We start from the raw sequence: 23821 nt of genomic DNA, 5'->3' as shown, positions 1-23821 counted from the left end.
AAATTCGGTGTTGGATATTCTAAATTCATTATTCGATATTTCCTTCCATTTGTATTTTATTTAAGTTCACCCATTAAGGGGGCGGAGGGGGCTTTTTTTTATTATTTTTGCCCTATGAGCGAAGAAAGATCACTGAACTTTATAGAAGAAATTGTTGAAGAAGATATAGCAAACGGCAAGCACAATGGCCGGGTATTAACCCGTTTCCCGCCCGAGCCTAATGGTTACCTGCATATTGGCCACGCCAAATCTATTTGCCTTAACTTTGGTTTGGCCCAAAAATACAATGGCAAAACCAACCTGCGTTTTGATGATACCAACCCTGTTAAAGAGGATGTGGAATACGTTGACAGCATTAAGGAAGATGTTAAATGGCTGGGCTTTAACTGGGCCGAAGAACTGTACGCTTCCGACTATTTCGACCAGCTATATGAGTTTGCGGTAACGCTTATTAAAGCCAACCTGGCTTATGTTGATGATAGCACTGCCGAAGAAATTGCCCACCAAAAAGGCACCCCTACCGAGCCCGGTGTACCCAACCAGTACCGCAGCCGCTCTGTTGAGGAAAATTTGGAGCTGTTTGCCGATATGAAAGCCGGCAAATACCCCGATGGCGCCAAAGTACTGCGTGCCAAGGTTGACCTTGCTGCACCCAACATGCACCTGCGCGACCCTTTGATGTACCGCATTAAGCATGCCCATCACCACCGTACCGGCGATGCCTGGTGCATATACCCTATGTACGATTTTGCCCACGGCCAATCAGATGCTATTGAGCAGATAACCCACTCTATTTGTACGCTGGAGTTTATACCCCACCGGGCACTGTACGATTGGTTTATTGAGCAATTGAGCATCTTCCCGTCAAAACAATACGAGTTTGCCCGCCTTAACCTCAACTACACCGTAATGAGCAAGCGCAAGCTGCTGCAACTGGTGGTTGAAAACCATGTTGACGGCTGGGACGACCCACGCATGCCTACCATTAGCGGCCTGCGCCGCCGGGGGTATACGCCTGCCAGTATCCGCGAGTTTTGCGAACGCATCGGCGTAGCCAAACGCGAAAATATGATTGATGTTGGCCTGCTGGAATTCTGTATCCGCGAAGACCTGAACAAAACCGCATGGCGCCGTATGGCCGTGCTCGACCCTATAAAGTGTATCCTGACCAACTACCCCGAAGGCGAGGTGGAGATTATGCATGGCGAAAACAACCCCGAGGCCGAAGATGGCGACGGCAGCCGCGAGTTTCCATTCAGCCGCGAACTTTGGATTGAGCGGGAAGACTTTATGGAAGTGCCGTCCAAGAAATTCTTCCGCCTGGGCGTGGGGCTAATGGTGAGGCTCAAAAATGCCTACATCATCCGTTGCGATAGTTTTGTGAAGGATGCCGATGGCAACATAACCGAAATTCATTGCAGCTACCTGCCCGAATCAAAATCGGGTAACGATACCAGCGGCATCAACGTGAAGGGCACCATCCATTGGGTGAGCGTACCACACGCCAAAACTGCCGAAGTAAGGCTGTACGACCGCCTTTTCCAGGTAGAGAACCCACAAAGCGAGGAAGGCGACTTTAAGGATTACATTAACCCAAACAGCCTGCACATTATCCCAACGGCCTATATTGAACCCGACCTGGCCAACGCCACACCCGGCACCGCTGTACAGTTCATGCGTAAAGGATATTTCACACTGGATAAATACTCAACCAGCGCTAAACTGGTATTTAACAGAACAGTTACCCTAAAAGATGGCTGGGTGAAGAAATAAAGACAATGGAAAGGTTAAAGATGGCCGAAGCCATCTTTTGCCTTTCTGCTTTAACCTCAAATCTATACCGCTTGTAGCGTTTGCAAAAAAACATCCGTAATGGTTTTATATATATTTACTAACCATTACTATGAAGCAAATTTTTACACAAAGGGCAGGCATGATCGGGATGATATGTTTGCTTGCGGTTTCTTTAACATCGTGCCTTAAAAACGACGATAACCACCAATACATTGCGCCTAAAGTGGCTTTGGTTTCGGCAATCAACGCTTCGCCCGATGCCCAGCCTGTTGATTTTTTCCTTGACCAAAACCGGGCCAATAATTTTTACATCAAAAGCGGCGAGAGCCTCGATTATATTAACGCCTATACCGGCAAACGCACCATCACATTTTATGTAGGCGCCAGCAATCAGAAAATAATCAGCGATACCGCCACTTTCAAGGCCAATAAACTTTACTCGGTATTTCTGGCCAATGTGGTAAGTACCCCCAATATATTGGTTATCCCCGATTCGGTAGGCGTACCGGATGAAGGCAAGGCCGGCGTGCGCTTTGTTAATCTGAGCCCCGATAACCAGGCGCTCGACCTGGTTGTTAAAGCAGGCGCTACCCTGGCTTCGGCAAAAAGCTACAAACAGTACAGCCCTTTTGTTACCGTTAACGGCGGCAATACCTACACCTTCGAAATCCATAAGGCAGGTACAGCTACGGTGTTGTATACCCTAACCGATGTGCAAATCAAAAACAAAACGCTCAACACCATCTGGGTGCAGGGCCTCTCGGCAGCTACCGATTCAAAAAAGCTGACCGCTCATGCGCAGGAGAATGTGTATTATTATTAGGGATTAGGTGAGTGAGTGGTTGAATAGGTTAAAGAGACGTTAATAACCGGTTGATTGTGAATGGTTGATTGGGTTAACGGGCGTTAAAGAATAAGCCTCGCTTTTCAACTTAATCAACCACTCACCCAATCCAACCACTCACCAAACAAGGGCGTTGCCCCATTGATAGAAATGGGGCCGGGCTGTACGCTCATACGCCTGCAGGCATTACGCTAATGGGCCTGTATTCGCTGCCATCCCTAACGCGAACGCCGGGTAAGCTATTGGTGAAAATAAAAATCGTTTTAGCATAACGTTTACCTGCTGGCGGGGGTATTGTGAGGCCATTGATACATTTGCTAATCCGTTTTAGCATGTCGTTCATCTGCCAGCTTGGTACACCCTACGCGCACGGACAATCTGGGAAAAAATACGAATAAAATTGAACGTTTAACGATACTTTTTGAACGTTTCCCTCTGAGATTACTTGTAGCTACCGCCTACCTTTGACTTATCAGATAAAAGGATTCAAGCAATGGCAACATTTACATTAAAGAGCAAAGAGCTGGGCGGGCAATTAAACATCAAACAATACGCAGATAGTATGGGTTTTACCGGGCAAAACCGATCGCCGCAGCTTTATTGGGAGAACGCGCCCAAAGAAACAAGGGCTTTCGCACTGACCATATACGACCAGGACGCGCCAACAGGCAGTGGCTTCTGGCATTGGATTGTTTTTAATATCCCTGCCGGGGTAACTGAATTGCCGGCGAATGCAGGCGACATCAGTAAAAACTTATTACCCAAAGGTACCATACAAAGCAACACCGATATGGGTTTTGCTGGTTATGCCGGTGCTGCACCGCCCGAAGGACCGGCGCACCGTTACCTGATTACCGTTTATGCACTGGGGCAAAAACTGCAATTAGATCAAAACGCTACGCCAGCGTACGTGGGATTCAACCTACATTATGCAACGCTTGCCAAAGCTTCGCTGCTGGTTTATGGACAAAAGCATTAAATTAGCCTGGAATGAAACAAGCAGAACCGATCAGGATTTTTAGTTACCAGGCCGAGGGGGCCAGTATCAGGAACAGGATCACGCTGCTACAAAATCTTTTTAGTTTCCTGTTGGAAGGCGAAAAGACTGTTCATTATGCAGGCAAAATAGTGAGCATTATACCCGGGCAGTTTTTGCTGCTTGCTGCCGGCAATTGCCTGATGAGCGAAAAAATAGTTGCGCCGGGCGGCAATTACCGAAGTATTCTGATCGCTTTTGATAATCGCGTACTGGCTGATTTTTTTATCCGGCACCAGGAACTGCTAAGGGCGACCGCCAGTCAACTACAGGAGGAGCCTATCCTGCGCTTCCAACAGGATGCCTTTATCCAAAACTTCATCAGTTCTTTGGGGCATATGCTTGCTGAAAATCAAGCCATCTCGCCAAATATGCAGCAACTAAAACTGTATGAGCTACTGCTTTACCTGGGCGAAAGTTATCCTGGAATTCTACAAAAGCTGCGCGGCATGAGTCATGAAGCAGCCGACGATATCGTCATCAGGCAGGCGGTAAATGCTCATATCGATCAGCCGGTGAGTGTAGAAGAACTGGCCTTTTTATGCAACGCAAGTTTATCAACCTTTAAGCGGCGCTTCGCCAGGCTTTACGGCACCTCGCCCAGCAAATGGCTGCTGGAAAAAAGAATGGAGAAAGCCGCCCGGCTACTTAAGCAGGGCGGACACAAAGCCAGTGATATCTATTATGAACTGGGTTATGAGAACCTATCCAGCTTTATACAATCTTTTAAACAGGTACACGGCATAACGCCCAAACAGTACCAACTAAATAATTAAAAAAAATGACCAAGCAATATTTTACGGCCTTAGCTGCTTATAACAGTTGGGCGAATGATAAAGCTATGGCCTGGCTAAGCCAGGTTAGCGATGAACAATGGGAACAAACGCTTATAAGCAGTTTTGGTAGTGTAAGGCAAACGGCAGTACATATTGCCAGCGCGGAAAAGATTTGGATAGATTTCTGGATAAAAGCGCCAGCGCCCACCTACCTTACATCCCATTTTGAGGGCCCAAAAAACGAACTGATTGATATCTGGAAAACTGCTTCCGCCGGGATGCAAAATTTTATAAAAAACTGGCCGGAAGAAAATTATACCGATGCCGTCACCTTTGTTTATCCCAGGAGAGGATCAGGGCAATTGCCTTACTGGCAAACATTTGCGCATAGCATCAACCATTCAACCTACCATCGCGGGCAATTGGTAACACTATTAAGGCAGGCAGGTTTTGACAAACTCTCATCACTCGACCAGGCTACTTATTACCTTACCCATGTAAATAGTTAAGTGTAATTTATTGCGATAGCGAATTTTTTTATTAACAGCGGGCAGTGACTTTTGTAGGGTTGAGAATGAAAAAAATCTTACCATTAATATACTAATAGTTGGTAAATAAGGACAAGTTATCTATCTCTCATAATACATTATGCTTCTGTTGGAGTAAGCTTTTAGAAATGTGTTTTGCATTACTATTTGGCGCCGGTGATGCTGAATGCCGCGCAGACTACAGATATAAGTGAGAGTAATATAAATCCACACAGATATTTGCTCTTCTGGTTGAGGAGATTTCGGGTATCAAGCATAGTTTCAGGTTTTTATTTACAAAGTTTACATTTTTATTTACAATCCAAATTCCCCGCACCGAAATATATCAAAGTAATTTTGCTGCATCAATTCTGATAGGATCATAAAATAGATGATGAAACATTTGTTTTACTTAAAATTTAAAAAGATGAAAAGATTAATTGTATTTGTTCCCGCTATCTTCCTGGTATTATTTCTACTAAATTCTTTTGTGCTAAAAGAAAAGGTAGCAAAAAAGCAACCAATAAAAGAAGGCAAATCATCGGCGATTGTCAACATCATTTTTAAATCTGCTGATGGCGGACAAACATGGCAGGACATCAGCGAAGGGCTGCCCGAAAAATTGCAGAGAGAAGGTGTATGGAGAGATGGTTTATTTGCAAATGATCGTGGGCTATATTTACGTGCCGGAAACGGGGTTTATCACAGTGAACCAAATTCAACAACTCCTTTTTGGACAAAAGAAATTTTCCCTGGTACACAACGTAACATTGTCCCTGGCAAGAATGGGATACTTGCGTATGATTTCAGGGGTCAATTTTTACAAAAAATAAACGGGACGAATAATTGGTCGCCCATGTACACGAATTTTCAAGAGCAAGCCGTACGCATAGACAGAACGATAGATTGGATGTACAAGAATTATAAAGAGAGAGAAGTACGCTCCGTTTTTGAAACTGCCGGAGGCACAGTTTTCATTGGCTCCAACAACTGCCTTTTTAGATCCACTAACAGTGGAAAAACCTGGAAACAAGTGCATGTTGGAGACGGTAGAATGAAATTGGCAGAGTCGAACGGTGTTCTTCTGAGTACCAGCAAAGATGGAATATTAAGATCGACCGATGATGGTGAAAACTGGGATAGTGTGATTAGTGAAGGGGGTGCTGGCATCGCTGTAGAACGTATAGACGGAGGATTTGCCGCTATAGTATACAACACAATAACCCAAACAAACAGCTTACACATTTCACTGGATAGTGGAAAAACCTGGAATGCCATAGGCGAAGAACTTCAACCTTCCTGGAGTAGTTTATTAATGAAACAGATAGGGTTACTTAAATCTTCATCAGATATTTTATCAATTAAACAAATGGGTAAATATTTAATATGCGGCCGCTCAGATGGTATATTCCGGTCAGCTGACATGGGCAAAACGTGGAAAAAACTGTTACTTCCTGTTATAGAAAATTATGGTTTCAATTTATCAGTTTCGGGCAACGTGATTTATGCCGTACCAAATAAAGGATGTTAAAAAACTCCCAGCTCAGGAATAAGGTGTATCGCTGATTCCCGTTCCCGCAGGGTCTCTCCAATGCTATTTAGTTATCGAAAATATTAAAATTTCAGTTTCGCGCAAAGACGCCGGGCCGCTAAGAAAAAATGAGCAAATCACTTTGCGGCTCTGCGTCTTTGCGCGAAAAAACTCTTAACTTCAATAGCATTGAAGAGCCCCCAAGAGGACAAAATTATTATTCAGCCTGTGGTCGGTGTTACAGGCTGACCGAGAATTGTTTTTAGATTTAATAGCCACCCACCATTAAACAGGTAAGCTGATAGTGAATGATGTACCTCTATCTAACTCGCTATCCACTTGAATGGTACCGTACAAGGCTTCAACCTGTGTTTTAACCATATATAAACCTAAGCCTCTTCCTTCCACTGTTTGGTCAAAACGTTGATAAAGGCCAAAAAGCATTTCCTTATTTCTTTTCAGATCAATGCCCTTTCCATTGTCGGTGATAACGAGTGTTATATGTTTACCATCGTCAATTGACGAGCTGATGCTGATTACCGGGCTAACTTCTTCCTTCCTGTATTTGATACTATTCAAAATCAGGTTGTACAACACGCTATAAAGGTAACTTCTAACAGAAACCATATGCTCAGCTTTCCCAAAATCGCATTTCAACGAAACATTTTCCTTTTCAACCATGTGATTGATACTGAATTTAATGTCGTCAACAATCTGCTGAAAATATACTGTTTCTTTTTTGTCGCCGATTCGCTGCTTCGATTGGAATATATTATTGAGGTCGTTAATAATAAGATCGATTTTCTTTACTGAAAGATCCAGCCCATTTAAAACTGTTGGCTTTGATTCGTCGTCAACATCATCATTAATCAGCATTTCGCTTAAACCTAAAACATTGCTAACCGGCGCGCGCAGATTGTGCGAGATGATATAGGCAAATTGTTCAAGGTCATTATTCCTGCGTATCAGGTCGGCCAAAATTTTTTCCTTTTCCTGTTTTGCCAGCTGATTTTCTGTAATATCCCAATTACTGCCAATCATTTTTAGTACTGCACCGGTTTTTTTATCGATTACATTTAATGCTTTAGAGCGTATAAACCGTACGGAGCGATCAGACTCTCTGAAAATCCTAAATTCAGTATCCAATGGGCGTATTCCTGCTATAGCCTCATCGCTCATTTTTAATAAAGTTGTTAAATCGTCGGGGTGTACAGAATTTGTCCAGGTCATTAAATTGGGCGCATCTACTTTTGGATTGAGGCCATAAAGTTTATACATGGCGTTGTCCCATTTTAATTCACCCGTAGTAATATCCCATTCCCATATGCAAACATTGGCCGCCTCGGTAGCAATACGTAGCCTGTTGTTCAATTGCTGTACGTTATCTTCGGCCTTTTTCTTTTCGCTAATATCCCTTAAATTAACCACAATAGCATTTACACTTTTGTTATGCATCAGGTTAGTGGCAATTCCTTCAAGCCATAGGTAATGCCCGTCGCTGTGCTTTGCCCGTACCCTAATTGGAACCGGCTTGCCAGGGTTGTCAATTACTATTTGCTGAAATCTTTTAATGTCAACCACATCTTCAGGATGCGCCAGCTCAAGGTAGCTACGGCCAATCCGCTCTTCGTCGGTAAAACCCATAGTCCGCCATGTTGCAGGGCTTCGATAAACAGTCAGCAGGTTTTTATCCAGCAACAAGATCACGTCATTATTATTTTCAACCAGTTCACGAAAACGTTCTTCGCTTGAAATTAAATTTTCCTCGGCTTGCCTTCGTTGCGTAATATCTGTTATCATCGCCATCGAGCCGGCATACCGGCCATCTTTGAAAATAGGCGTAGTAGATATCATCACCCAAACCTTTGTGCCTTCTTTTTTTAAAAAAACAAAGTCGTGCTGCTCTGTAATTCCATTTTTACGCTTTTCGATATTGCGTTCTGAAATTTCACGGCCTTCATCATCCATAAACTCAAACAGCTCCATGCCAATCATTTCCTCCCGCTGATACCCAAGCATGGTGGCCATGGCATCATTTGTAAAAGTGGTTTTATTATCTTTATCTATTACCCAAATACCCTCTTGCGATAACTCAACAATCTGCTTATATTTTTCTTCGGATTCCCTGATCTTTTGTTCGGCTAAAATTTTTTCTGTTTTATCCCTGATGATGATAATCGATCGAAATTCATTGTTGCCGGTGGTAAAATGCCTGTTACTGATCTCAGCGATAAGTTTACTGCCATCTTTTCGCACAATGGTAAGGTCGCCTCTGATTGCACCTGTTGGTTCCTTTTCAATTTTCAAGTGCTCAAAATTGGGGTCTCCGGTGTCAAAAAGCGTTGAACGGCTTAATGCGCACAATTCGGCTTCGGTCATACCGAATATATCACAGGCCGCCGGATTAGCAGCTAAAACCTTTCCATCAGGAATAGTTAAGATTATTCCATCAAGACTGTGTTCGTAGCACATTTGATAAACAAGCTCGCTATGATAGTCAGGATTATTTTTATGATCGCCCATTCCCCGTGATTTAATATTTAACCAAAGTAATTATTTCGTTGTCTAAAAGACACAATTAATTATGTATTTGACTACAAAATATATTTTGCGAGGGGTAATAGTTCATAAGCAATCTGCTTTCAGGACACAGCAGGGTGTATTTTGGAATAGAGTGATGATGGACATGTGACTTTTATAAACTAATCATAGGGCTATCGCCCCTATCCCGACACAAGACCTGCGCTAAATATGGGTAAAAACAGCCGAGCTCCCGTTATTAGCGGGATAAATAATATATTTGAGGTCTAAACCCATCATAATTTATATATGCGTAATTTTTATCCGGTTAAAGCAAATTTAACCCTCGCTTTCATCTCTGCTTTTTCGATTTTAATCATATCCTGCTCAAAGTCGCAAAAACCCGTGGTGGCTCCCCAAGAGCCGGTTACTATAACGGCCTTTGCACCGGCAAAAGCTTTGCCCAATGCAGTTGTAACTATTACCGGAACAAACTTTAATACTGTTGCGGCTAATAACACAGTTACATTTAATGGCGTTACGGCCAAAATTAATTCGGTAACCGCAACCCAAATAGTAGTAACGGTACCGGCAACGGCGGCTACCGGCAAAATTGAATTACTTAGCAACGGAAAAAAAGCGGCCTCGGCAACAAACTTTACGGTAACCTCGGGGGTAATGAGCGATTATGCATCGTTTGGCGCTCTTGACATCGACCAGATAAAGTTTGACGGTACAGGCCGCATGTTTGGTGGCGACGGCAAGAAAATTTATGAAATACAGCCAAATGACCAACCAATATATTATACGCCTACCGACGGTTTTACAGGCTTTGCCGTCGATGCGCAGGATAATTTTTACATCCCAGTTCAGACTACAATAGTGAAAGTATCGTCCGAAAAAAATGTATCTGTTTTAGCAGGCAGCTACCCCAGCGCCGGAATAGCAGATGGCACAGGTGCCGATGCAAGATTTGGCACCAGTTCATTGGATTTAGCTAAAGATGCGACAGGAAACTTGTATTTCCTCGGTGCTGGTAGTATACGTAAGGTTTCACCTGCCGGAGTCGTTACCACCCTTGCCGGTACTAACACCTTTGAACGAGGATATGTTGATGGTATAGGCAGCGCAGCTAAATTTGGTTACCTGACCCGCGAAACTACCGACCCATCAGGTAATTTATATGTAGTTGATTCCGATCATTTCAGGATCCGTAAAATCACCCCCGAAGGTGTAGTTAGCACAGTTATTGGTAACGGCACATTCGGCCTTACCGACGGAGAGGGTGCAAATGCGCAAATGTTTGGTCCGCAGTCCTTGGTTTCAGATGCGGACGGAAATATATTTTTTAGCGATGCCGATTTTGAAAACCACCATTACAGGATAAGGATGCTTAATAAATTGGGGCAGGTTATTACCCTCATTTCGGGCAATACAACCAGCGGCATTGTTAACGGAGCCCTGGGCACAGCTACTACCAACCGCCCTTTAGGCCTTGCCTTTGATGCAACCGGAAATCTGTATATAGTTAACTCCGGGGTACATAAAATAAGCAAAGTTACTTTTAATTGAAGCAGATGTTTCACATTACCACCCAAAGCTTGTATTTTACATATGGTTTGGTTGGCCTATATAACGCAGACTATTGTTGGGCCAACCTGTTGCGCGGTGATTAAACCGACGACAGGCCACAAAAAAACAAAAAGATGTAATTTTACATATAATCGGTCAAGAACTATTCATTTCAAGGGATCAATTACGCGGTCAAGAACAGATAAATTATGGGGATAACCAGAAATCTTTTTAAATGGCGCAAGGTAAAAGACAAATATGGAAAACAGGTGAACATTGGCTATGCTATGGATGGCAACCTGAAAACGCTGGCAGATGTTGGCCATTGCTTTAAAGCGTTCGGTTTAACGCAGTACTTACCCGCAATTATCCCGCACGTACAGCCAAGGATAGATTTGACTTTGGCGCCTGTTAACGAAAATGAATTAACAACCGGGCAGTCGAAAGTTGGCGGACAGCCCGATTTGCCCGAATCTGTTATGTGGCCCATAACCGAAGAGGGAAAGCCAATGTCGTTTATAGCCCAATTAAATTGCCGCGATTTTGCGGGCCTTGATGAGTCGGGATTGTTACCGGCTGAGGGCGTTATTGCTTTTTTTTATTGTGCCGATCAGGCAGCGTGGGGATTTGACCCAAAGGATGAGCAACGATTTAAGGTTATTTACTTTAACCCAACAACCGACTTGAAACGCAGACAATTCCCAGGCGACCTACCCGAAGAATCGCAGTTTAACTCTAACAGCATCAAGGCCGAAAAAAGTTTGAGTATTCCCCGCTGGAGGGAGAAAGTGATTGACGATAAGATCAGTGAAGATGATTTTGACAACTATGCCGAAGTTGCCAGCGGAGTTGATAACCAAATATTTGGATACGCCAATTATGTTCAGAATCCCATGGAACTGGAATGCCAGCTGGTAACCAACGGCCTATATTGCGGCAACTCCTCAGGATATGAAGACCCCCAAAGAGCAGAACTTGAAAACGGCATAAACGATTGGATATTATTATTGCAAATAGGATCGGAAGACGACAAAACCGGCATGATGTGGGGTGATGCAGGCCGCCTTTATTATTGGATAAAAAAGCAGGATCTTAAGGAAAAAAGATTCGACAAAGCCTGGTTTATTTTGCAATGTCATTAATACCGGAGCCATATTGGAATTGTCTCAGATACAACTCCAACAAATTGTGTGGAGGAAGACCAATAAGGGCGAAGGAACAAATTATAAATTGCCATCATGAAATTCATTACTACCGGTACATTAGAAAATATCATTCACAACATACATGAATTTGACGATTTGGCGGTTTTGTTTGTTGATCAAAAGCTCAAATGGGGACCTCTGTCCAAAACCTGTATTTATTTTTTCGAAGACGGCGAAGAAGTTCCGTCCAAAATTGACGACATTCCATATTTCCTCGAAGTGGAATTGGTAAAAGAGGTGATTGATGTATGGAATATACGGACAACCGGTAAGCGGCAGGGTTCAAAGGATATTATCGATGCAGTAATATTTTACGCAGAAAGAGACGCTTATATGCCCGCATCAGGCAATGAAGATCGTTAGGCCGACCAACTCTGTTGGAACTGCTACTTATGATCGAATTACCATAAGCATTTAGCTAAATCAGAATTTGAGAATGACAGCTGACGTTCCTTAAACGAACCCCACTACCTCATTCTGCCAATTCTCAAATCCTGAAAATTCTGATCCTGACAGCCTACTTCGCCGCCTGCAAGGTGGCTACCATTTTATCAATAGTATCTTTATTTATTTTACCAACAACCTGTTTTTGCGCTTTCAGAGCATAGGGCAGGGCTTTTTTGTTATCGCCTACGGCCATGTAACCGCGAGCCATGCCGGTGTTGGTTAAAAACTCGTCGGGGTGTTTTTGGTAATCCAGCTTAAATACCTCAAGTGCTTCCTGGCCTTTGTTTTCGGCAATAAGGCTTTTGCCGTAAAAATAAAGGTCGTTAACATCCGCAAAAGGCAAGGCTGTTTTCATGGTGGCAGTTGCTTCGGCGCTGCGGCCCAAATTGCTCAATATTGCCGCTTTGGTTTTCCAGGTCTGGAATACCTGGTTGCCGCCAAAGTTTACGCTGGTTGCGGTATCGGCCCACAGCAGGCCTTCTTCCAGGTTGGTTTTGTTTTGGGCGCAAAAGGCAGCGGCCTGTTCCCAGCTTTCCCAGTTAAATCCTTTGTTGGTACGCAGTTCATTCCTGAATACGGCAAGCTGTGTGGCCGGCAGATCAACGTCAACCTTAAACGGAATTACTAATTTTTCCCATTGTAACTGAATTACGGCGCTGGTTGGGGTTTGGTCGGCAAACTCGTATTTAAGCCACTCCACACTGGCGGCCGCCGGTACCGGTTTTACTTTTACGCGCAACACATCCTCGGCCTGGTTATAAAAGAAACTGCCCCATGAAGTGGCGTTTTTTGAAAATATCAGCGTACTCTCATCGGCGCCGTAGGCAATAAAAAAACCATACTTACCGGCGGCTAAGGGCTGGCCTTCCACCTTTACATCGGTAGAAAATTCGATGGTGGTGTTTTCGTTGGCACCGGCCCGCCACGGTGCTGCTTTTGATGTACCAAAACCCAGGTCGGCATAGCCGTTGTAAACAAGCTCGCCCCAAATATGTCCGTCGCGCTTGTTCACATGCGGGCGGCTATAGTTAATGGTTACATCGGTAATGCCTATCATTTCGGTAACGGATGCTTTTTTATTGCCCCCGCTTGGTGTTGATGTAAGCAGCTGCGCGTGGGCAAGGCCGGTAAAAGCAAGTTGAGTAATAACCGCCATAAGGGCGGCAATCAGTAATTTTTTCATTGTATAAGCTTTAAAGGTGCGGTTGAAAAATTGAATAAATAAAGCTTGGTTTTATTAACAACAAGGGCAAATGATTTCAACCCTTGCCCCGTTATTTTTAATGCTTGCCCCTATTATCTCAACTGCCGCAACATGGGCACACAAGTAATTGGTTGAATATTGAGCCCTTTTGGTTGAAAATCATCTGCCCAAAACAAAAAGCTTTGTACATTTAAAAATGAATTTCATTAAAAACATGCCCACGCTTACACGCCTGCAATGGGTGATATGGATAGCGGTGTTTTTTATCATCTTTTTTTCGATACTGCCGGTTGATGGGTTTAACCATGCCAGCGTTTTTACGGTGATTAGTGTGGCGTTTTACCTGCTGGTTATTTATGGCAACATTAAGTTTCTGTATCCCCGCTTTTATGAAAAAGGACACCGGGTACAGTATGTAATTTATGTGGTGCTGTTACTGGTTATTGGCGGTGTGGCGCGTGGCTTTTTAATCATGTACTCGTACAACACGTTTTTTGCCAGCCACCCCGAAAAGATGACTTTTAGCATGATGCTTAATTTTGTGGTGGCCGGGTTCATGACCTATTTGCTCAGCTTTATTTTCAGGATAGCGCTGGCTTACTTCGAAATTAAACAACAATCAGAAAAAATACTGGTACAAAAAAGCCAGGCCGAGCTAAACTTGCTTAAATCGCAGGTGCAGCCGCATTTCCTGTTCAATACCCTCAATAATATTTATTACGAGGCTTATGTCGATTCGCCCCGCACGGCCAAACTGGTAGAGCAGCTATCAAACATTATGCGCTATTTTGTGGACGAAAGCCCTAAAGATGAGGTTTCCATCAACACCGAGATCCAGTTTTTGGAAAACTACGTCGCACTGGAAAAAATCCGGATCAGGCATGAGATAGACATCAGTTTTATACAGGATTGCAGCCCGCACCTGCAAATACCACCCATGCTGCTCATGACCTTTGTCGAAAATATTTTCAAGCACGGCATTGATAAGGCCAGCATCGACAATAAAATTGAACTGGCGCTGGTACAGCAAGGCCGCTACCTTACATTTGAAACCAAAAACCGTATTTTTAATCAAAAAGCTGATGCCGCCGGCGGTTTCGGGATCCAGAATTTGCGCAAACGGCTTGAACTGTTATACGGCAATAAATTTGAACTCACCATCATCGATGGCGAAGAAATGTTTACGGCCTTTTTAAAAATTCCATTAGCATGAATTTAAGCTGCATAATTATCGACGATGAGCCAAACGCAGTTAAGCTGCTGGAAATAATGGTTGGCCAGTACACCAAATGGGGGCTGCTGGCCAAATGCTACGATGCTTTGGAAGCTATGGCTTTTTTAAAGGAACAAAAGGCCGATTTTATTTTCCTGGATATCAACATGCCGCAGCTTACGGGAATGGAGCTGGCCGGCCTGCTATCAAAAGACACCAAAATTGTTTTCACCACCGCCTACTCGCAGTACGCTGCCGAAAGTTATACCTTCCAAACCATCGATTATTTATTGAAGCCGATAACGCTTGAACGTTTTTTGGCCGCGCAGTTAAAAATTGAGGCCTATTTTACAAAAAACCAGGGCAACGAAAAAGCGCCACCCGCCGTTGGCAACGAATACTTTTTTGTAAAATCGGGCAAGGAGCTGCGCAAAATTCTGCTGGATGATATCCAGTATTTTGAAGGGCAAAAGGAGTACGTACGCCTGGTAACCAGTACCGAACAGCTGCTTATATACCGCCGCATAAAAGATATTGACGAACAGCTATCGCCGCCATTTGTACGCGTTCACAACTCCTACATTGTAAACACCCGCCAGCTTAACAAAATAATGGACAACCACATTTATATAGCCGGCAAGCAGATACCCATCAGCGAGAAATTTAAAGATGCTTTTATGGGGGTGATACAGCAGCGGATATTTTAAAATGCGGGCTGCGTCAAAACCCCTTTATCATCACAAACCATCCCTAAAAACCGTTGTTAAAAGTACATGAAAGCATTTGATCATCAGTCGGGCCAATACCTGGCTATAGGCGATGCCCGGATATACTACGAAGTGGCAGGCACCAGCGGTAAACCTATATTACTGGTGATGCATGGCGGTTTTGGCACACTGGAAGATATGAGTGCCATTTACCCGGAACTTTACCGGGCGTTTACCCTTGTTGGCATAGATAGCCGCGGGCACGGTAAATCAACCCTGGGTACACAAGACCTTACGTACGAACGCCTGCAAAAAGATGCCGAACTGGTTTTGCAGCATTTAAATATAGAAATCTTAAGCATTTTGGGCTTTAGCGATGGCGGTATTGCGGCTTACCGGCTGGCTGCTTTCAGCAACCTTAAAATTCAAAAACTGGTTACTATAGGCTCAAGCTGGCATAACAAAAACAGGGAGTCCAACAGGCCGCTATATGAACGATTGACCGCCAAAAGCTGGGCCGATAAATTCCCGGCCACGGTGCAGCTTTATAATAAACTGAACCCAGAAGCCGATTTTGAAAAGCTGGCCAGTGCCGTAAAAAAAATGTGGATTGATAACACATCATCGGGCCATCCCAACGAGCATATTAGTAAATATACCGGTCCGCTATTGATAAGCCGGGGCGATAAGGACCACCTGACCAAACTAACCGATGTTGCCGAACTGGAGGGGATTGTAAAAAACGCATCGGTATTTATTATCCCGATGGCCGCGCACGATGCCTTTAACGAGCAGCCTGATTTAGTATCAGCCGGGATAAGACAATTTTTAAAAGCGGATTCCTGACAATTATTATCTACCGTTTTTAGAAAAAACTTGTAGCTTATTGGATTTTGCAGCGTGCTTACCGTTGCATTTATTGATCGACGCATTTAAAAAATGAGGAAACGCAAAAGGTACAATCGCCGCGTTAGTGTATTAAAAATCAATTAGTTACAATAAATAACCAAAACGAACGATTGCTGAAATGATGCAAAAGGGCGTTGGAAAGATGTGCCAACGGTAAGTGACAGGGACAACGTTTAAAACCAGCAACTTATATTACCCCCAGCTCTTCAAAATAAGTAATGATTAATGATTTTATGAGCATTTCCTGCTCCAGCATGGTATAATTAGGAATAACTTTAACAAGTTTCCAGTGCGGCCAGCCATCCTGGTCAAGGCCTTCCAGTTCGTAAAAACCCATCATGCTCATGAGCTTACAGTTGGCAATATGCATCAGTTCTTCTTTCTGACGTTTGCTGAATTTGCGCGGCCCCTGGCCAAGTTCCTGAACGCCAATTAAAAACAATAGTACTTTTATATCGGGTTTCTCGTTATCAAAATCTTCGGCAATACGGTTTTGCAACGCACCCCACTTTATATTAATTTCTGCCGGTTTCATATCAGCAAAGATAGCTTAGTTCATGGTTGATGGTTCATTGATCATGGCAAAATGTTATCAACGTAATAGACTCCGGATCGCCAAATGGCTTTTTGTTTGATCAAACGCAGATATGAGGAACAGGCAACAGGCGAAGCGGCCATGATCTATGGACCATCAACCACGAACTTATCACAATTGTTACAATGTTGCATTAAATTGCCCGTTTAAATGCTTACTTTTGCTATATCCTGCAAAAAGGGTGTTGACGTGAAGAAAAACAAAGTAAATATTATTTACTCGTGGCTGTTACTGGTTTGCTTTATTGCAGGGCAGTATATGGTTTATACGCACCAGCATCATTTGTTAAAAGGTATTTCAAAATCGGTATCTGTATCCAATACCCATCCACAACAAACAGTTAAAGAAAAATGCGATATGTGCGATGCTATGCACCACAACTTCGCGGTAGTTGATAATGCTTTATATGCAACGCACCAAACAGCGGTGATGCATGTTTTTAAGGCTTGCGACTATGATTTTGTAAACTTTTCGCTGGTACTGGCTGCCGGTCGTGCCCCGCCGGTGCTTTCGTAACAATTCCATCCTGTTATCATTTTTTACGAAGAAAGCCGTTTTATGAGCGGTATTTTATTGATTTACACTCCATTCTTGTTATGAAATTAAAGCTGATTAGCTTCTATATATTATTATTTTTAGGTTTTGGTGCACAGGCACATATTGCCCCCCATATTCTTAAAAACTTGCCCGAAGATGTTGTCGGAACATTATCCGGCACCATTACCGATAAGGCGGACGGCAAACCCATTATTGGCGCCACTATTACCATCCCCGATTTACGTAAAGGCGCAGTTACCGGTGCAGATGGCAAGTATACGTTTAACAATATCCCTAAAGGCATTTACCTGGTACAGGTAAGTTATATTGGTTACCTAACCATCAACCAACGCGTTGATTTTTCAAAAACAAAGGTGTACGATGTAAAAATGCAAACATCATCTGTTGAAGCCGGCGAGGTTGTTATAACCGGCGTAAGCAAGGCCACCGAAATAAAGCGCAGCCCCGTGCCAATGCTGGCTGTTGGTAAGGCCTATTTAGAGCAGCGTGCGGCATCGGGCAATATTATTGACCAGATAGCTACGCTGCCGGGTGTAAGTGCCGTTACAACAGGGCCAAACGTATCTAAACCCTTTATTCATGGCCTTGGGTATAACCGGGTAATTACGCTGATGGATGGCATACGCCAGGAAGGCCAGCAATGGGGCGATGAGCATGGTATTGAGGTTGACCAAAACTCGGTTGACCGTGTGGAGGTAATAAAAGGCCCGGCCAGTTTAACCTACGGTTCGGATGCCATTGGCGGGGTGGTGAATTTGATTTCGCCGTCACCAGTTCCCGAAGGCACTATAGCCGGTTCGGTGCAAGGGATTTATGGCACCAACCAGGGCTTGTTGAACGGATCGTTCCGTTTGCAGGGCAATCAAAATGGCCTTGTATGGGGAACTGTTGTATCGGCCAAAGAGGGCAAAAATTACCAGAATCAGCACGATGGCCGGGTTTATGGTACCAACTATAAAGAAAAGGACGCCCGTGTAATGGTGGGCTTAAATAAATCATGGGGTACGTCGTACCTGAACGCCTCGGTATTTGACGACGAGCAATCCATCCCCGACGGCAGCCGCGATTCATTAACCCGCCAGTTTACCCGCCAGATAACCGAGGATGATGCCTTCCGGCCCATAGTACCCCAATCTGTGCTAAATAGTTATACGATTCCTACCCTGCACCAGCATGTGCAGCTTTATCGAATATACAACAACAGCAACTTCAGGCTTGGAGATGGTAACCTGGTTGTAAACCTGGGCTACCAATACAGCCACAGGCGTGAGTATACCCACCCCCAGGCTGGTGATATTGCAGGGCTTAACCTGCATTTAACTACTTATACCTATGATGTTAAATACAACTTTAACCTGGGGAACGATTATGAAACTACGTTGGGCATCAATGGGCAATATCAAAATAATACTATTGGCGATGCTACCGATTTCCCTATCCCGGCATATCACCAGTTTGACATAGGGCCGTTTTTTGTAGTAAAGAAAAGCTATGGCAAGCTTGATCTGTCGGCGGGCGCAAGGTTTGATAACCGGTCATTTAGCAGCAGCGCCGCTTATGTGGATACTCTGGGTGCAAATGGTTTTCCGCAGTTATATACCGGCGCAAACCCAACATCTACACCAAATGTAAAAACACAGTTTGATGCTTTCAATAAAACTTTCCGGGGTTTTTCGGGCAGTTTTGGCGCTACTTACAATGTATCTGACGCATTTTTAGTAAAGGCGAATATTTCGCGTGGTTTCAGGGCGCCAAGTATTGCAGAGATATCGGCCAACGGGCCAGATCCGGGCTCGCAGATTTACCATATCGGCGATAAAAACTTTAAGCCGGAGTTTAGCTTACAGGAAGATATAGGCACGTTTTTAACGCTGCCCAATGTAACAGCCAGTATTGAATTGTTTAATAACGATATCTCCAATTACATTTACCAGCAACAGATCTTAAATCCGGATGGCAGCCCGGTATACACCCAGGGTTATACAACTTTTACCTATGTACAAAGCAAGGCCCGTATTTATGGCGGCGAGGTAAATGTAGATCTGCACCCTATTTCGTGGCTGCATTTTGAAAATGCTATGAGCCTGACCTATGGCGAAAACAAGGGTAACGGAGGCCCCGTTGCAGATAGTTTGAAATACCTGCCATTTATACCGCCACTGCACACTCATTCTGAACTGCGGGGCACCCTCAACGGCGGTTTTGGCGATTTCAAGAACCTATACGTATTTGTTGGTTTCGACCACTACAGCGCCCAAAGCCGTTTCTTTTCGGCTTATGGAACAGAAACCTATACGCCGGGCTATAACTTGCTAAGCGCCGGTTTTGGTGGCAATATTGTGAACAAGACAGGTCAACCGATAATTAAATTATTTATTGAAGGTAACAACCTGGCCAACGTTAATTACCAATCAAACATGAGCAGGCTAAAGTATTTTGATAATCCAACCGTACCACAGGGCGTTCGTCCTGGTATTTTTAACATGGGGCGTAACATCAGCTTTAAAGTGGTAGTTCCGTTTGGGTTTAATGCCGGGAAGAAATCTTAAACTCGTTTTAACCCCAAAGTCCATTTACAAAACAAAGGCGCACTATGCAGGTAAATCCTGGTAGTTCGCCTTTGTTGTTTTAATTGAATTGATGTGGTAGCAACTATTAATCCTGCGTAACTGGCTGATGGTGTTCATGACAAGCTTCGGCACAAACCAGGCAGGCCTGGGCACATTGTCGACAATGATCGTGGTTATGTTTACCGCATTCGGCTGCGCAAAGGCGGCAAATTTCTTCGCATAACACCAGGTACTGATGAGCTATTACCGAATCCCGCTGTAACAGGCGTGCGGCCAGGGCGCAAATATCGGCGCAGTCTCGGTCCAGCCGGATGCAGTCTGTCATCATTTGTACATCGTCTTCACTTAAACACGCTGTTGCACAGTTTTCGCATGCTGCTACGCAATTCAACAACTTTTGAATGATTGCGCTATGATCGTGATTTTCCATATCTGTATTTGTTATCGTGTTTAATAACAATACCGGTAGGGCGATAAATGTTTTGAAGTATTTCAATTGCGCGGAAAACCCATGCTCAAATTAAATCCCTCAAAACAAAACAGGCCCCTTCGTTTACCGAAGAAGCCTGTTTTTATAGTATTTGAATTTTTATTTATTATTGCTGATCTGGCTCGTCAGATGGGGTACCAACAATTTTGTAAATGGTATCGCCATTGTTGTTTTGGCTTTCCTGGTAGTAATAACCGTCAGGAGAGACAAATAATTTTTCGCCATTGATCTTGATCTTGCGGCAGTCGTCTGGCAACTGAGTAACAATATCGCCAATTTGCGGGCCTTGCTGTACATCGCCGTTACCACCATTATCGGTATTCAACTCTCCATCTTTACCGGCAATTACGTATACCTGAGTGCCATCATCTTTTGTATAGGGCTGATAGTATACACCATTTGATTCATAATACTGCTCGCCGTTAATCATAATAGATTTTGCATCCGATGGTAAGTTTTTAACTTCGGCACCAACAGGTGGCTCAACCACAGTATACTGATCATTATATTGACGGTAGTATAAACCATCGCTATAAAAGTATTGGTAATCGCCATACCAGAATGGATAGTATCCGTAAGGCAGGAAACCTATGCTAAAGCCTATACGAGGGTAATAGTACGAGTAATAGTAATTGTGGTATGGGTAATAAACATGGCTGCCAAAGTAACCACCACGGCCACCATAGCGATAAGCGCTACCGGTATAAACCCTTCGTCCATAACCGCCCGAGCCGTTATAATAATTGCCGCGGCCACCATTATAGGCACGCCTGTCAATACTATTATAACTGCGGGTACCGCTGTATACACGTTGGCCGCCACCGTTAATGCTGCTGCGCTGAGGCGCAATAGCCACATTGTTTGATCTGTTACCATAGCCATAATTGCCACGTTGGGGCGCAATTGCCTGGCTGCCACGGTTAATGTTGCCGTTGCCGCTAAAACCACGTGAAGGAGGGGCTACCGAAACTCCCTGATTACCGCCGCCATTGAATGACGGGCGTGCAACACCAATGCTGCCACCACCCGACGGGCGTGACACACCAACACTGCCGCCACCACCGCCGCCGGATGACCGGGAGCCGCCGCCACCGCCACCGCCGCCAGATCTTTGGCCGCCGCCACCGCCACCACCTCGCTGTGCGTTTGCGGTAAACGCTAAAGACAAACTCAATAAGCCGGCTAAAGCGAATGAAAATAAATTTTTATATGTCCTTTTCATGATTGAAAGATTTTTAACTGTTCGGCAGGTTTCCCCGCCTTGTATAGAGATATAGACTAAAAAATGTTTAAACGGTTTAATTGATGTTTAATAATAATTTATACAATAATGCAAAAAACGAACCAATAAAAAAATTATCTATACAACAACCTCAAAATCGCCTTTTTATTGCTTTGTGCTTACTAATTTAAAGTCTCGGCAATTAATAAAAACGGTTCATCAAAGTTCAAGGTAAAAAAACCATCCACAGTTGTTTGGTACCTGTTTTGGCCTTTATCCAGCAAGCCGCTGTATTTAAGTGCCCTTGTTGGCGACAATAATTCAATTTGCTCATCTGCCGGTTTCCACTTGCTGAAACCCGACGTTACCGGATAAATTTTTTGCCGGGCGTTAAAAATAACCAGGTTAATTTTATCGGCATAAGGCAAAAAATCGCTCAACTCCAGGTCGTCGGTTATCACGTTAACAGCGGGATAGTTATTAATCGTAAGGAACTTTAGCGCTGCCTGTGTTATATTGCTGTTTCCGGCAGCGATCAACCTCACATCAGACTGGGTGAAAACCGCTCCGTCATCATCAGTAATAATCCAATCTATTTTAATACCAAAACTGTTCAGCTTTTCGGCGGTGTCTGGGGTTGTTATCACCGTCGGACTCCACTCCAGTAATTGCCCCAGCAGTTCCTCCTCAAAATTATCTATCCCCAATACAAGTAAAGCAGGCTCCTGTTTCTCGCGAACGATATGATGCGACGACATTTGATAAAGTTAAGACGAATAAATGAATATTGAATGAAAAGAAACCGGCCTGAAATGTTAAATTATCACATTTAACATTTCAGGCCGGGTAAACAGGTTATTTGCCCAAGCCATCGGGCTGAAAATCCAGCGATATCGAGTTCATACAAAAGCGCTTGCCGGTAGGTGGTGGACCGTCGTCAAAAATATGGCCCAGGTGCGAATCGCAGCGCGCGCAAATAACCTCGGTACGCTGCATGCCCAGGGAGTTATCTTCTTTATAAATCACGCTGTTTTTACGCACTGCCTGGTAAAAGCTGGGCCAGCCACAATTGCTGACAAACTTGGCATCCGACCGAAAAAGTTCGTTACCGCAAACGGCGCAAAAGTAGGTACCCCTGGCATTTTTGTCCCAATATCGGCCCGTAAATGGCCTTTCTGTAGCCTGTTCACGTGCAGTGGCATATAAAGCAGGCGACAGGATCTTTTTCCACTCGGCATCACTCACAGCTAAATGTTTGGTATCGGTATTGGAGTAATAGGGGTTGTTCTCGTGCCCTTTGTTTGATTTTAGATGTTGGGCATTGGCGCCACATGCTGTGCCGGTTAAAATGGCAAATATTATTAGTGCTAATCTCATTTTTTTAATTTCCCTTTAAATACACTCCTGAATTTTTCCAGTTCGGGCTGTATCACATATTTGCAATAAGGCTGCTCGCCATTTTGGTTAAAATAGTTTTGATGATAATCTTCGGCTTTGTAAAATACGGTATAAGGATTTACCTGGGTAACTATTTTGTTGGGATAAACCTTTTCGGCATTCAGCTTATTAATGTAGTATTCGGCTTTTTGTTTTTGGGCCGCGTTGTGATAAAATATGGCCGAGCGGTATTGCGTACCTACATCATTACCCTGGCGGTTAAGCTGTGTTGGGTCATGCGCTACAAAAAACGCTGCTAACAGTGCATCATAAGTTACTTTAGCCGGGTTATAAATAATGTTGCAGGTTTCTGCATGGCCGGTTGTGCCGGTGCAAACCAGCTTATAACTGGGGTTGGCCACGTGGCCGCCTGCAAAACCAGATACAACTTTTACAACACCCTCTATCTGCTGAAACTTGGCCTCGGTACACCAGAAACAGCCGGTGGCGAAAGTGGCGGTATCAAGTTTGAGCGCGTTTAATTTGTTGGGTTTCATGATAGGCCGGGCAAACACCGATGCCCCGGTAATGACGAATAGCAGTACTTGAAATGTTATTTTTTTCATGTTTTAATCGATCGGTGCAGCTTTTGTTTTGCTGCTGATGTTATTAACGTAAAAAACAGATGTTTGGTAACCATGTAGTCGGGGTTTCGGGGATATCC

The 23821-nt window shown here is 43.9% G+C and carries 22 protein-coding genes; 14 read left to right on the top strand and 8 right to left on the bottom strand.

The genetic code is table 11. The features are described 5' to 3' along the window. Window positions 1-114 precede the first annotated feature (114 nt). The 6 genes from PQ469_RS31290 to PQ469_RS31265 all read left to right on the top strand — a co-directional run bounded on the left by PQ469_RS31290 (window position 115) and on the right by PQ469_RS31265 (window position 6508). Window positions 115-1773, top strand: a complete 1659-nt coding sequence (locus PQ469_RS31290; protein WP_274211151.1) for a glutamine--tRNA ligase/YqeY domain fusion protein — start codon at window positions 115-117, stop codon at window positions 1771-1773. A 130-nt stretch (window positions 1774-1903) separates the two neighbouring features. Further along, entirely contained in the window at window positions 1904-2617 is a 714-nt protein-coding gene (locus PQ469_RS31285; RefSeq protein WP_274211150.1) for a DUF4397 domain-containing protein, read from the top strand. Window positions 2618-3131: 514 nt separating this feature from the next. Continuing rightward, the gene (locus tag PQ469_RS31280; RefSeq protein WP_274211149.1) at window positions 3132-3617 is read left to right on the top strand and encodes a YbhB/YbcL family Raf kinase inhibitor-like protein; all 486 of its coding nucleotides are present in this window, start codon (window positions 3132-3134) and stop codon (window positions 3615-3617) included. Window positions 3618-3628: 11 nt separating this feature from the next. After that, window positions 3629-4450 (top strand): helix-turn-helix domain-containing protein, encoded by an 822-nt coding sequence (locus tag PQ469_RS31275; protein ID WP_274211148.1) that lies wholly within the window; start codon window positions 3629-3631, stop codon window positions 4448-4450. A 5-nt stretch (window positions 4451-4455) separates the two neighbouring features. Further along, a complete protein-coding gene (locus PQ469_RS31270; RefSeq protein ID WP_274211147.1) occupies window positions 4456-4959 on the top strand; it encodes a DinB family protein in 504 nt (167 codons plus the stop codon). Window positions 4960-5404: 445 nt separating this feature from the next. Further along, entirely contained in the window at window positions 5405-6508 is a 1104-nt protein-coding gene (locus PQ469_RS31265; protein ID WP_274211146.1) for a WD40/YVTN/BNR-like repeat-containing protein, read from the top strand. Window positions 6509-6793: 285 nt separating this feature from the next. Here the strand turns inward: PQ469_RS31265 and PQ469_RS31260 are convergent, their stop codons facing one another. After that, window positions 6794-9031, bottom strand: coding sequence for a PAS domain S-box protein (locus PQ469_RS31260; protein WP_274211145.1), 2238 nt, complete (start codon window positions 9029-9031; stop codon window positions 6794-6796). Between the two features lie 306 nt (window positions 9032-9337). Between PQ469_RS31260 and PQ469_RS31255 the strand changes: the two genes are divergently transcribed. The 3 genes from PQ469_RS31255 to PQ469_RS31245 all read left to right on the top strand — a co-directional run bounded on the left by PQ469_RS31255 (window position 9338) and on the right by PQ469_RS31245 (window position 12168). After that, window positions 9338-10600, top strand: coding sequence for an IPT/TIG domain-containing protein (locus PQ469_RS31255; protein WP_274211144.1), 1263 nt, complete (start codon window positions 9338-9340; stop codon window positions 10598-10600). A 209-nt stretch (window positions 10601-10809) separates the two neighbouring features. Further along, window positions 10810-11742 (top strand): YwqG family protein, encoded by a 933-nt coding sequence (locus tag PQ469_RS31250; RefSeq protein ID WP_274211143.1) that lies wholly within the window; start codon window positions 10810-10812, stop codon window positions 11740-11742. Between the two features lie 96 nt (window positions 11743-11838). Beyond that, window positions 11839-12168, top strand: coding sequence for a DUF7716 domain-containing protein (locus PQ469_RS31245; protein ID WP_274211142.1), 330 nt, complete (start codon window positions 11839-11841; stop codon window positions 12166-12168). A 154-nt stretch (window positions 12169-12322) separates the two neighbouring features. Here PQ469_RS31245 and PQ469_RS31240 read toward each other — a convergent pair whose 3' ends face one another. After that, window positions 12323-13435 carry a DUF2911 domain-containing protein gene (locus PQ469_RS31240; RefSeq protein ID WP_274211141.1) on the bottom strand — a complete coding sequence of 371 codons (1113 nt, stop codon included), beginning with the start codon at window positions 13433-13435 and terminating at the stop codon, window positions 12323-12325. Between the two features lie 217 nt (window positions 13436-13652). On the opposite strand from PQ469_RS31240, the gene PQ469_RS31235 reads away from it, so the two are divergent. From PQ469_RS31235 to PQ469_RS31225, 3 genes are all read left to right on the top strand, one after another. Beyond that, window positions 13653-14669 carry a sensor histidine kinase gene (locus tag PQ469_RS31235; protein ID WP_274211140.1) on the top strand — a complete coding sequence of 339 codons (1017 nt, stop codon included), beginning with the start codon at window positions 13653-13655 and terminating at the stop codon, window positions 14667-14669. Next, window positions 14666-15376: a LytR/AlgR family response regulator transcription factor gene (locus PQ469_RS31230; RefSeq protein WP_090652178.1), complete on the top strand. Its 711-nt coding sequence runs from the start codon at window positions 14666-14668 to the stop codon at window positions 15374-15376. The genes PQ469_RS31235 and PQ469_RS31230 overlap by 4 nt, the downstream gene beginning before the upstream one ends. A 66-nt stretch (window positions 15377-15442) precedes the next feature. Further along, a complete protein-coding gene (locus tag PQ469_RS31225; RefSeq protein ID WP_274211139.1) occupies window positions 15443-16222 on the top strand; it encodes an alpha/beta fold hydrolase in 780 nt (259 codons plus the stop codon). 250 nt (window positions 16223-16472) lie between these two features. On the opposite strand, the gene PQ469_RS31220 is transcribed toward PQ469_RS31225, so the two are convergent. Further along, entirely contained in the window at window positions 16473-16820 is a 348-nt protein-coding gene (locus tag PQ469_RS31220) for a hypothetical protein (RefSeq protein ID WP_090638594.1), read from the bottom strand. A 210-nt stretch (window positions 16821-17030) separates the two neighbouring features. Between PQ469_RS31220 and PQ469_RS31215 the strand changes: the two genes are divergently transcribed. Both PQ469_RS31215 and PQ469_RS31210 read left to right on the top strand, forming a co-directional pair. Then, window positions 17031-17396, top strand: coding sequence for a hypothetical protein (locus PQ469_RS31215; protein WP_274211138.1), 366 nt, complete (start codon window positions 17031-17033; stop codon window positions 17394-17396). Window positions 17397-17476: 80 nt separating this feature from the next. Then, entirely contained in the window at window positions 17477-19987 is a 2511-nt protein-coding gene (locus PQ469_RS31210) for a TonB-dependent receptor (protein WP_274211137.1), read from the top strand. A 106-nt stretch (window positions 19988-20093) separates the two neighbouring features. Here the strand turns inward: PQ469_RS31210 and PQ469_RS31205 are convergent, their stop codons facing one another. The 5 genes from PQ469_RS31205 to msrA form a co-directional block, all read right to left on the bottom strand. Next, window positions 20094-20438: a four-helix bundle copper-binding protein gene (locus tag PQ469_RS31205; RefSeq protein WP_274211136.1), complete on the bottom strand. Its 345-nt coding sequence runs from the start codon at window positions 20436-20438 to the stop codon at window positions 20094-20096. 166 nt (window positions 20439-20604) lie between these two features. Then, complete coding sequence (locus PQ469_RS31200; protein ID WP_274211135.1) at window positions 20605-21720, bottom strand: DUF6515 family protein; 1116 nt, start codon at window positions 21718-21720, stop codon at window positions 20605-20607. Window positions 21721-21902: 182 nt separating this feature from the next. Then, on the bottom strand, window positions 21903-22478 hold the full coding sequence (locus PQ469_RS31195) for a thiamine diphosphokinase (RefSeq protein ID WP_274211134.1): 576 nt from the start codon (window positions 22476-22478) through the stop codon (window positions 21903-21905). A gap of 97 nt (window positions 22479-22575) precedes the next feature. Continuing rightward, the gene (gene msrB, locus PQ469_RS31190; RefSeq protein WP_274211133.1) at window positions 22576-23097 is read right to left on the bottom strand and encodes a peptide-methionine (R)-S-oxide reductase MsrB; all 522 of its coding nucleotides are present in this window, start codon (window positions 23095-23097) and stop codon (window positions 22576-22578) included. Further along, entirely contained in the window at window positions 23094-23723 is a 630-nt protein-coding gene (gene msrA / locus PQ469_RS31185; RefSeq protein ID WP_274211132.1) for a peptide-methionine (S)-S-oxide reductase MsrA, read from the bottom strand. The genes msrB and msrA overlap by 4 nt, the downstream gene beginning before the upstream one ends. Window positions 23724-23821: the final 98 nt, after the last annotated feature.

This window comes from Mucilaginibacter sp. KACC 22773, from assembly GCF_028736215.1.
GTDB lineage: Bacteria > Bacteroidota > Bacteroidia > Sphingobacteriales > Sphingobacteriaceae > Mucilaginibacter.
The sequence above is the reverse complement of the archived record's forward strand: the minus strand, read 5'-3'. Positions and strand labels throughout refer to the sequence as shown.

Coding starts and splice junctions, on each gene's coding strand:
- PQ469_RS31205 (WP_274211136.1), bottom strand. CDS start 20,438: ATGGAAAATCACGATCATAGCGCAATCATTCAAAAGTTGTTGAATTGC.
- PQ469_RS31255 (WP_274211144.1), top strand. CDS start 9,338: ATGCGTAATTTTTATCCGGTTAAAGCAAATTTAACCCTCGCTTTCATC.
- PQ469_RS31200 (WP_274211135.1), bottom strand. CDS start 21,720: ATGAAAAGGACATATAAAAATTTATTTTCATTCGCTTTAGCCGGCTTA.
- PQ469_RS31210 (WP_274211137.1), top strand. CDS start 17,477: ATGAAATTAAAGCTGATTAGCTTCTATATATTATTATTTTTAGGTTTT.
- PQ469_RS31225 (WP_274211139.1), top strand. CDS start 15,443: ATGAAAGCATTTGATCATCAGTCGGGCCAATACCTGGCTATAGGCGAT.
- PQ469_RS31280 (WP_274211149.1), top strand. CDS start 3,132: ATGGCAACATTTACATTAAAGAGCAAAGAGCTGGGCGGGCAATTAAAC.
- PQ469_RS31235 (WP_274211140.1), top strand. CDS start 13,653: ATGAATTTCATTAAAAACATGCCCACGCTTACACGCCTGCAATGGGTG.
- PQ469_RS31250 (WP_274211143.1), top strand. CDS start 10,810: ATGGGGATAACCAGAAATCTTTTTAAATGGCGCAAGGTAAAAGACAAA.
- PQ469_RS31260 (WP_274211145.1), bottom strand. CDS start 9,031: ATGGGCGATCATAAAAATAATCCTGACTATCATAGCGAGCTTGTTTAT.
- PQ469_RS31290 (WP_274211151.1), top strand. CDS start 115: ATGAGCGAAGAAAGATCACTGAACTTTATAGAAGAAATTGTTGAAGAA.
- msrA (WP_274211132.1), bottom strand. CDS start 23,723: ATGAAAAAAATAACATTTCAAGTACTGCTATTCGTCATTACCGGGGCA.
- msrB (WP_274211133.1), bottom strand. CDS start 23,097: ATGAGATTAGCACTAATAATATTTGCCATTTTAACCGGCACAGCATGT.
- PQ469_RS31195 (WP_274211134.1), bottom strand. CDS start 22,478: ATGTCGTCGCATCATATCGTTCGCGAGAAACAGGAGCCTGCTTTACTT.
- PQ469_RS31240 (WP_274211141.1), bottom strand. CDS start 13,435: ATGAAAAAATTACTGATTGCCGCCCTTATGGCGGTTATTACTCAACTT.
- PQ469_RS31245 (WP_274211142.1), top strand. CDS start 11,839: ATGAAATTCATTACTACCGGTACATTAGAAAATATCATTCACAACATA.
- PQ469_RS31220 (WP_090638594.1), bottom strand. CDS start 16,820: ATGAAACCGGCAGAAATTAATATAAAGTGGGGTGCGTTGCAAAACCGT.
- PQ469_RS31265 (WP_274211146.1), top strand. CDS start 5,405: ATGAAAAGATTAATTGTATTTGTTCCCGCTATCTTCCTGGTATTATTT.
- PQ469_RS31285 (WP_274211150.1), top strand. CDS start 1,904: ATGAAGCAAATTTTTACACAAAGGGCAGGCATGATCGGGATGATATGT.
- PQ469_RS31275 (WP_274211148.1), top strand. CDS start 3,629: ATGAAACAAGCAGAACCGATCAGGATTTTTAGTTACCAGGCCGAGGGG.
- PQ469_RS31230 (WP_090652178.1), top strand. CDS start 14,666: ATGAATTTAAGCTGCATAATTATCGACGATGAGCCAAACGCAGTTAAG.
- PQ469_RS31270 (WP_274211147.1), top strand. CDS start 4,456: ATGACCAAGCAATATTTTACGGCCTTAGCTGCTTATAACAGTTGGGCG.
- PQ469_RS31215 (WP_274211138.1), top strand. CDS start 17,031: ATGCTTACTTTTGCTATATCCTGCAAAAAGGGTGTTGACGTGAAGAAA.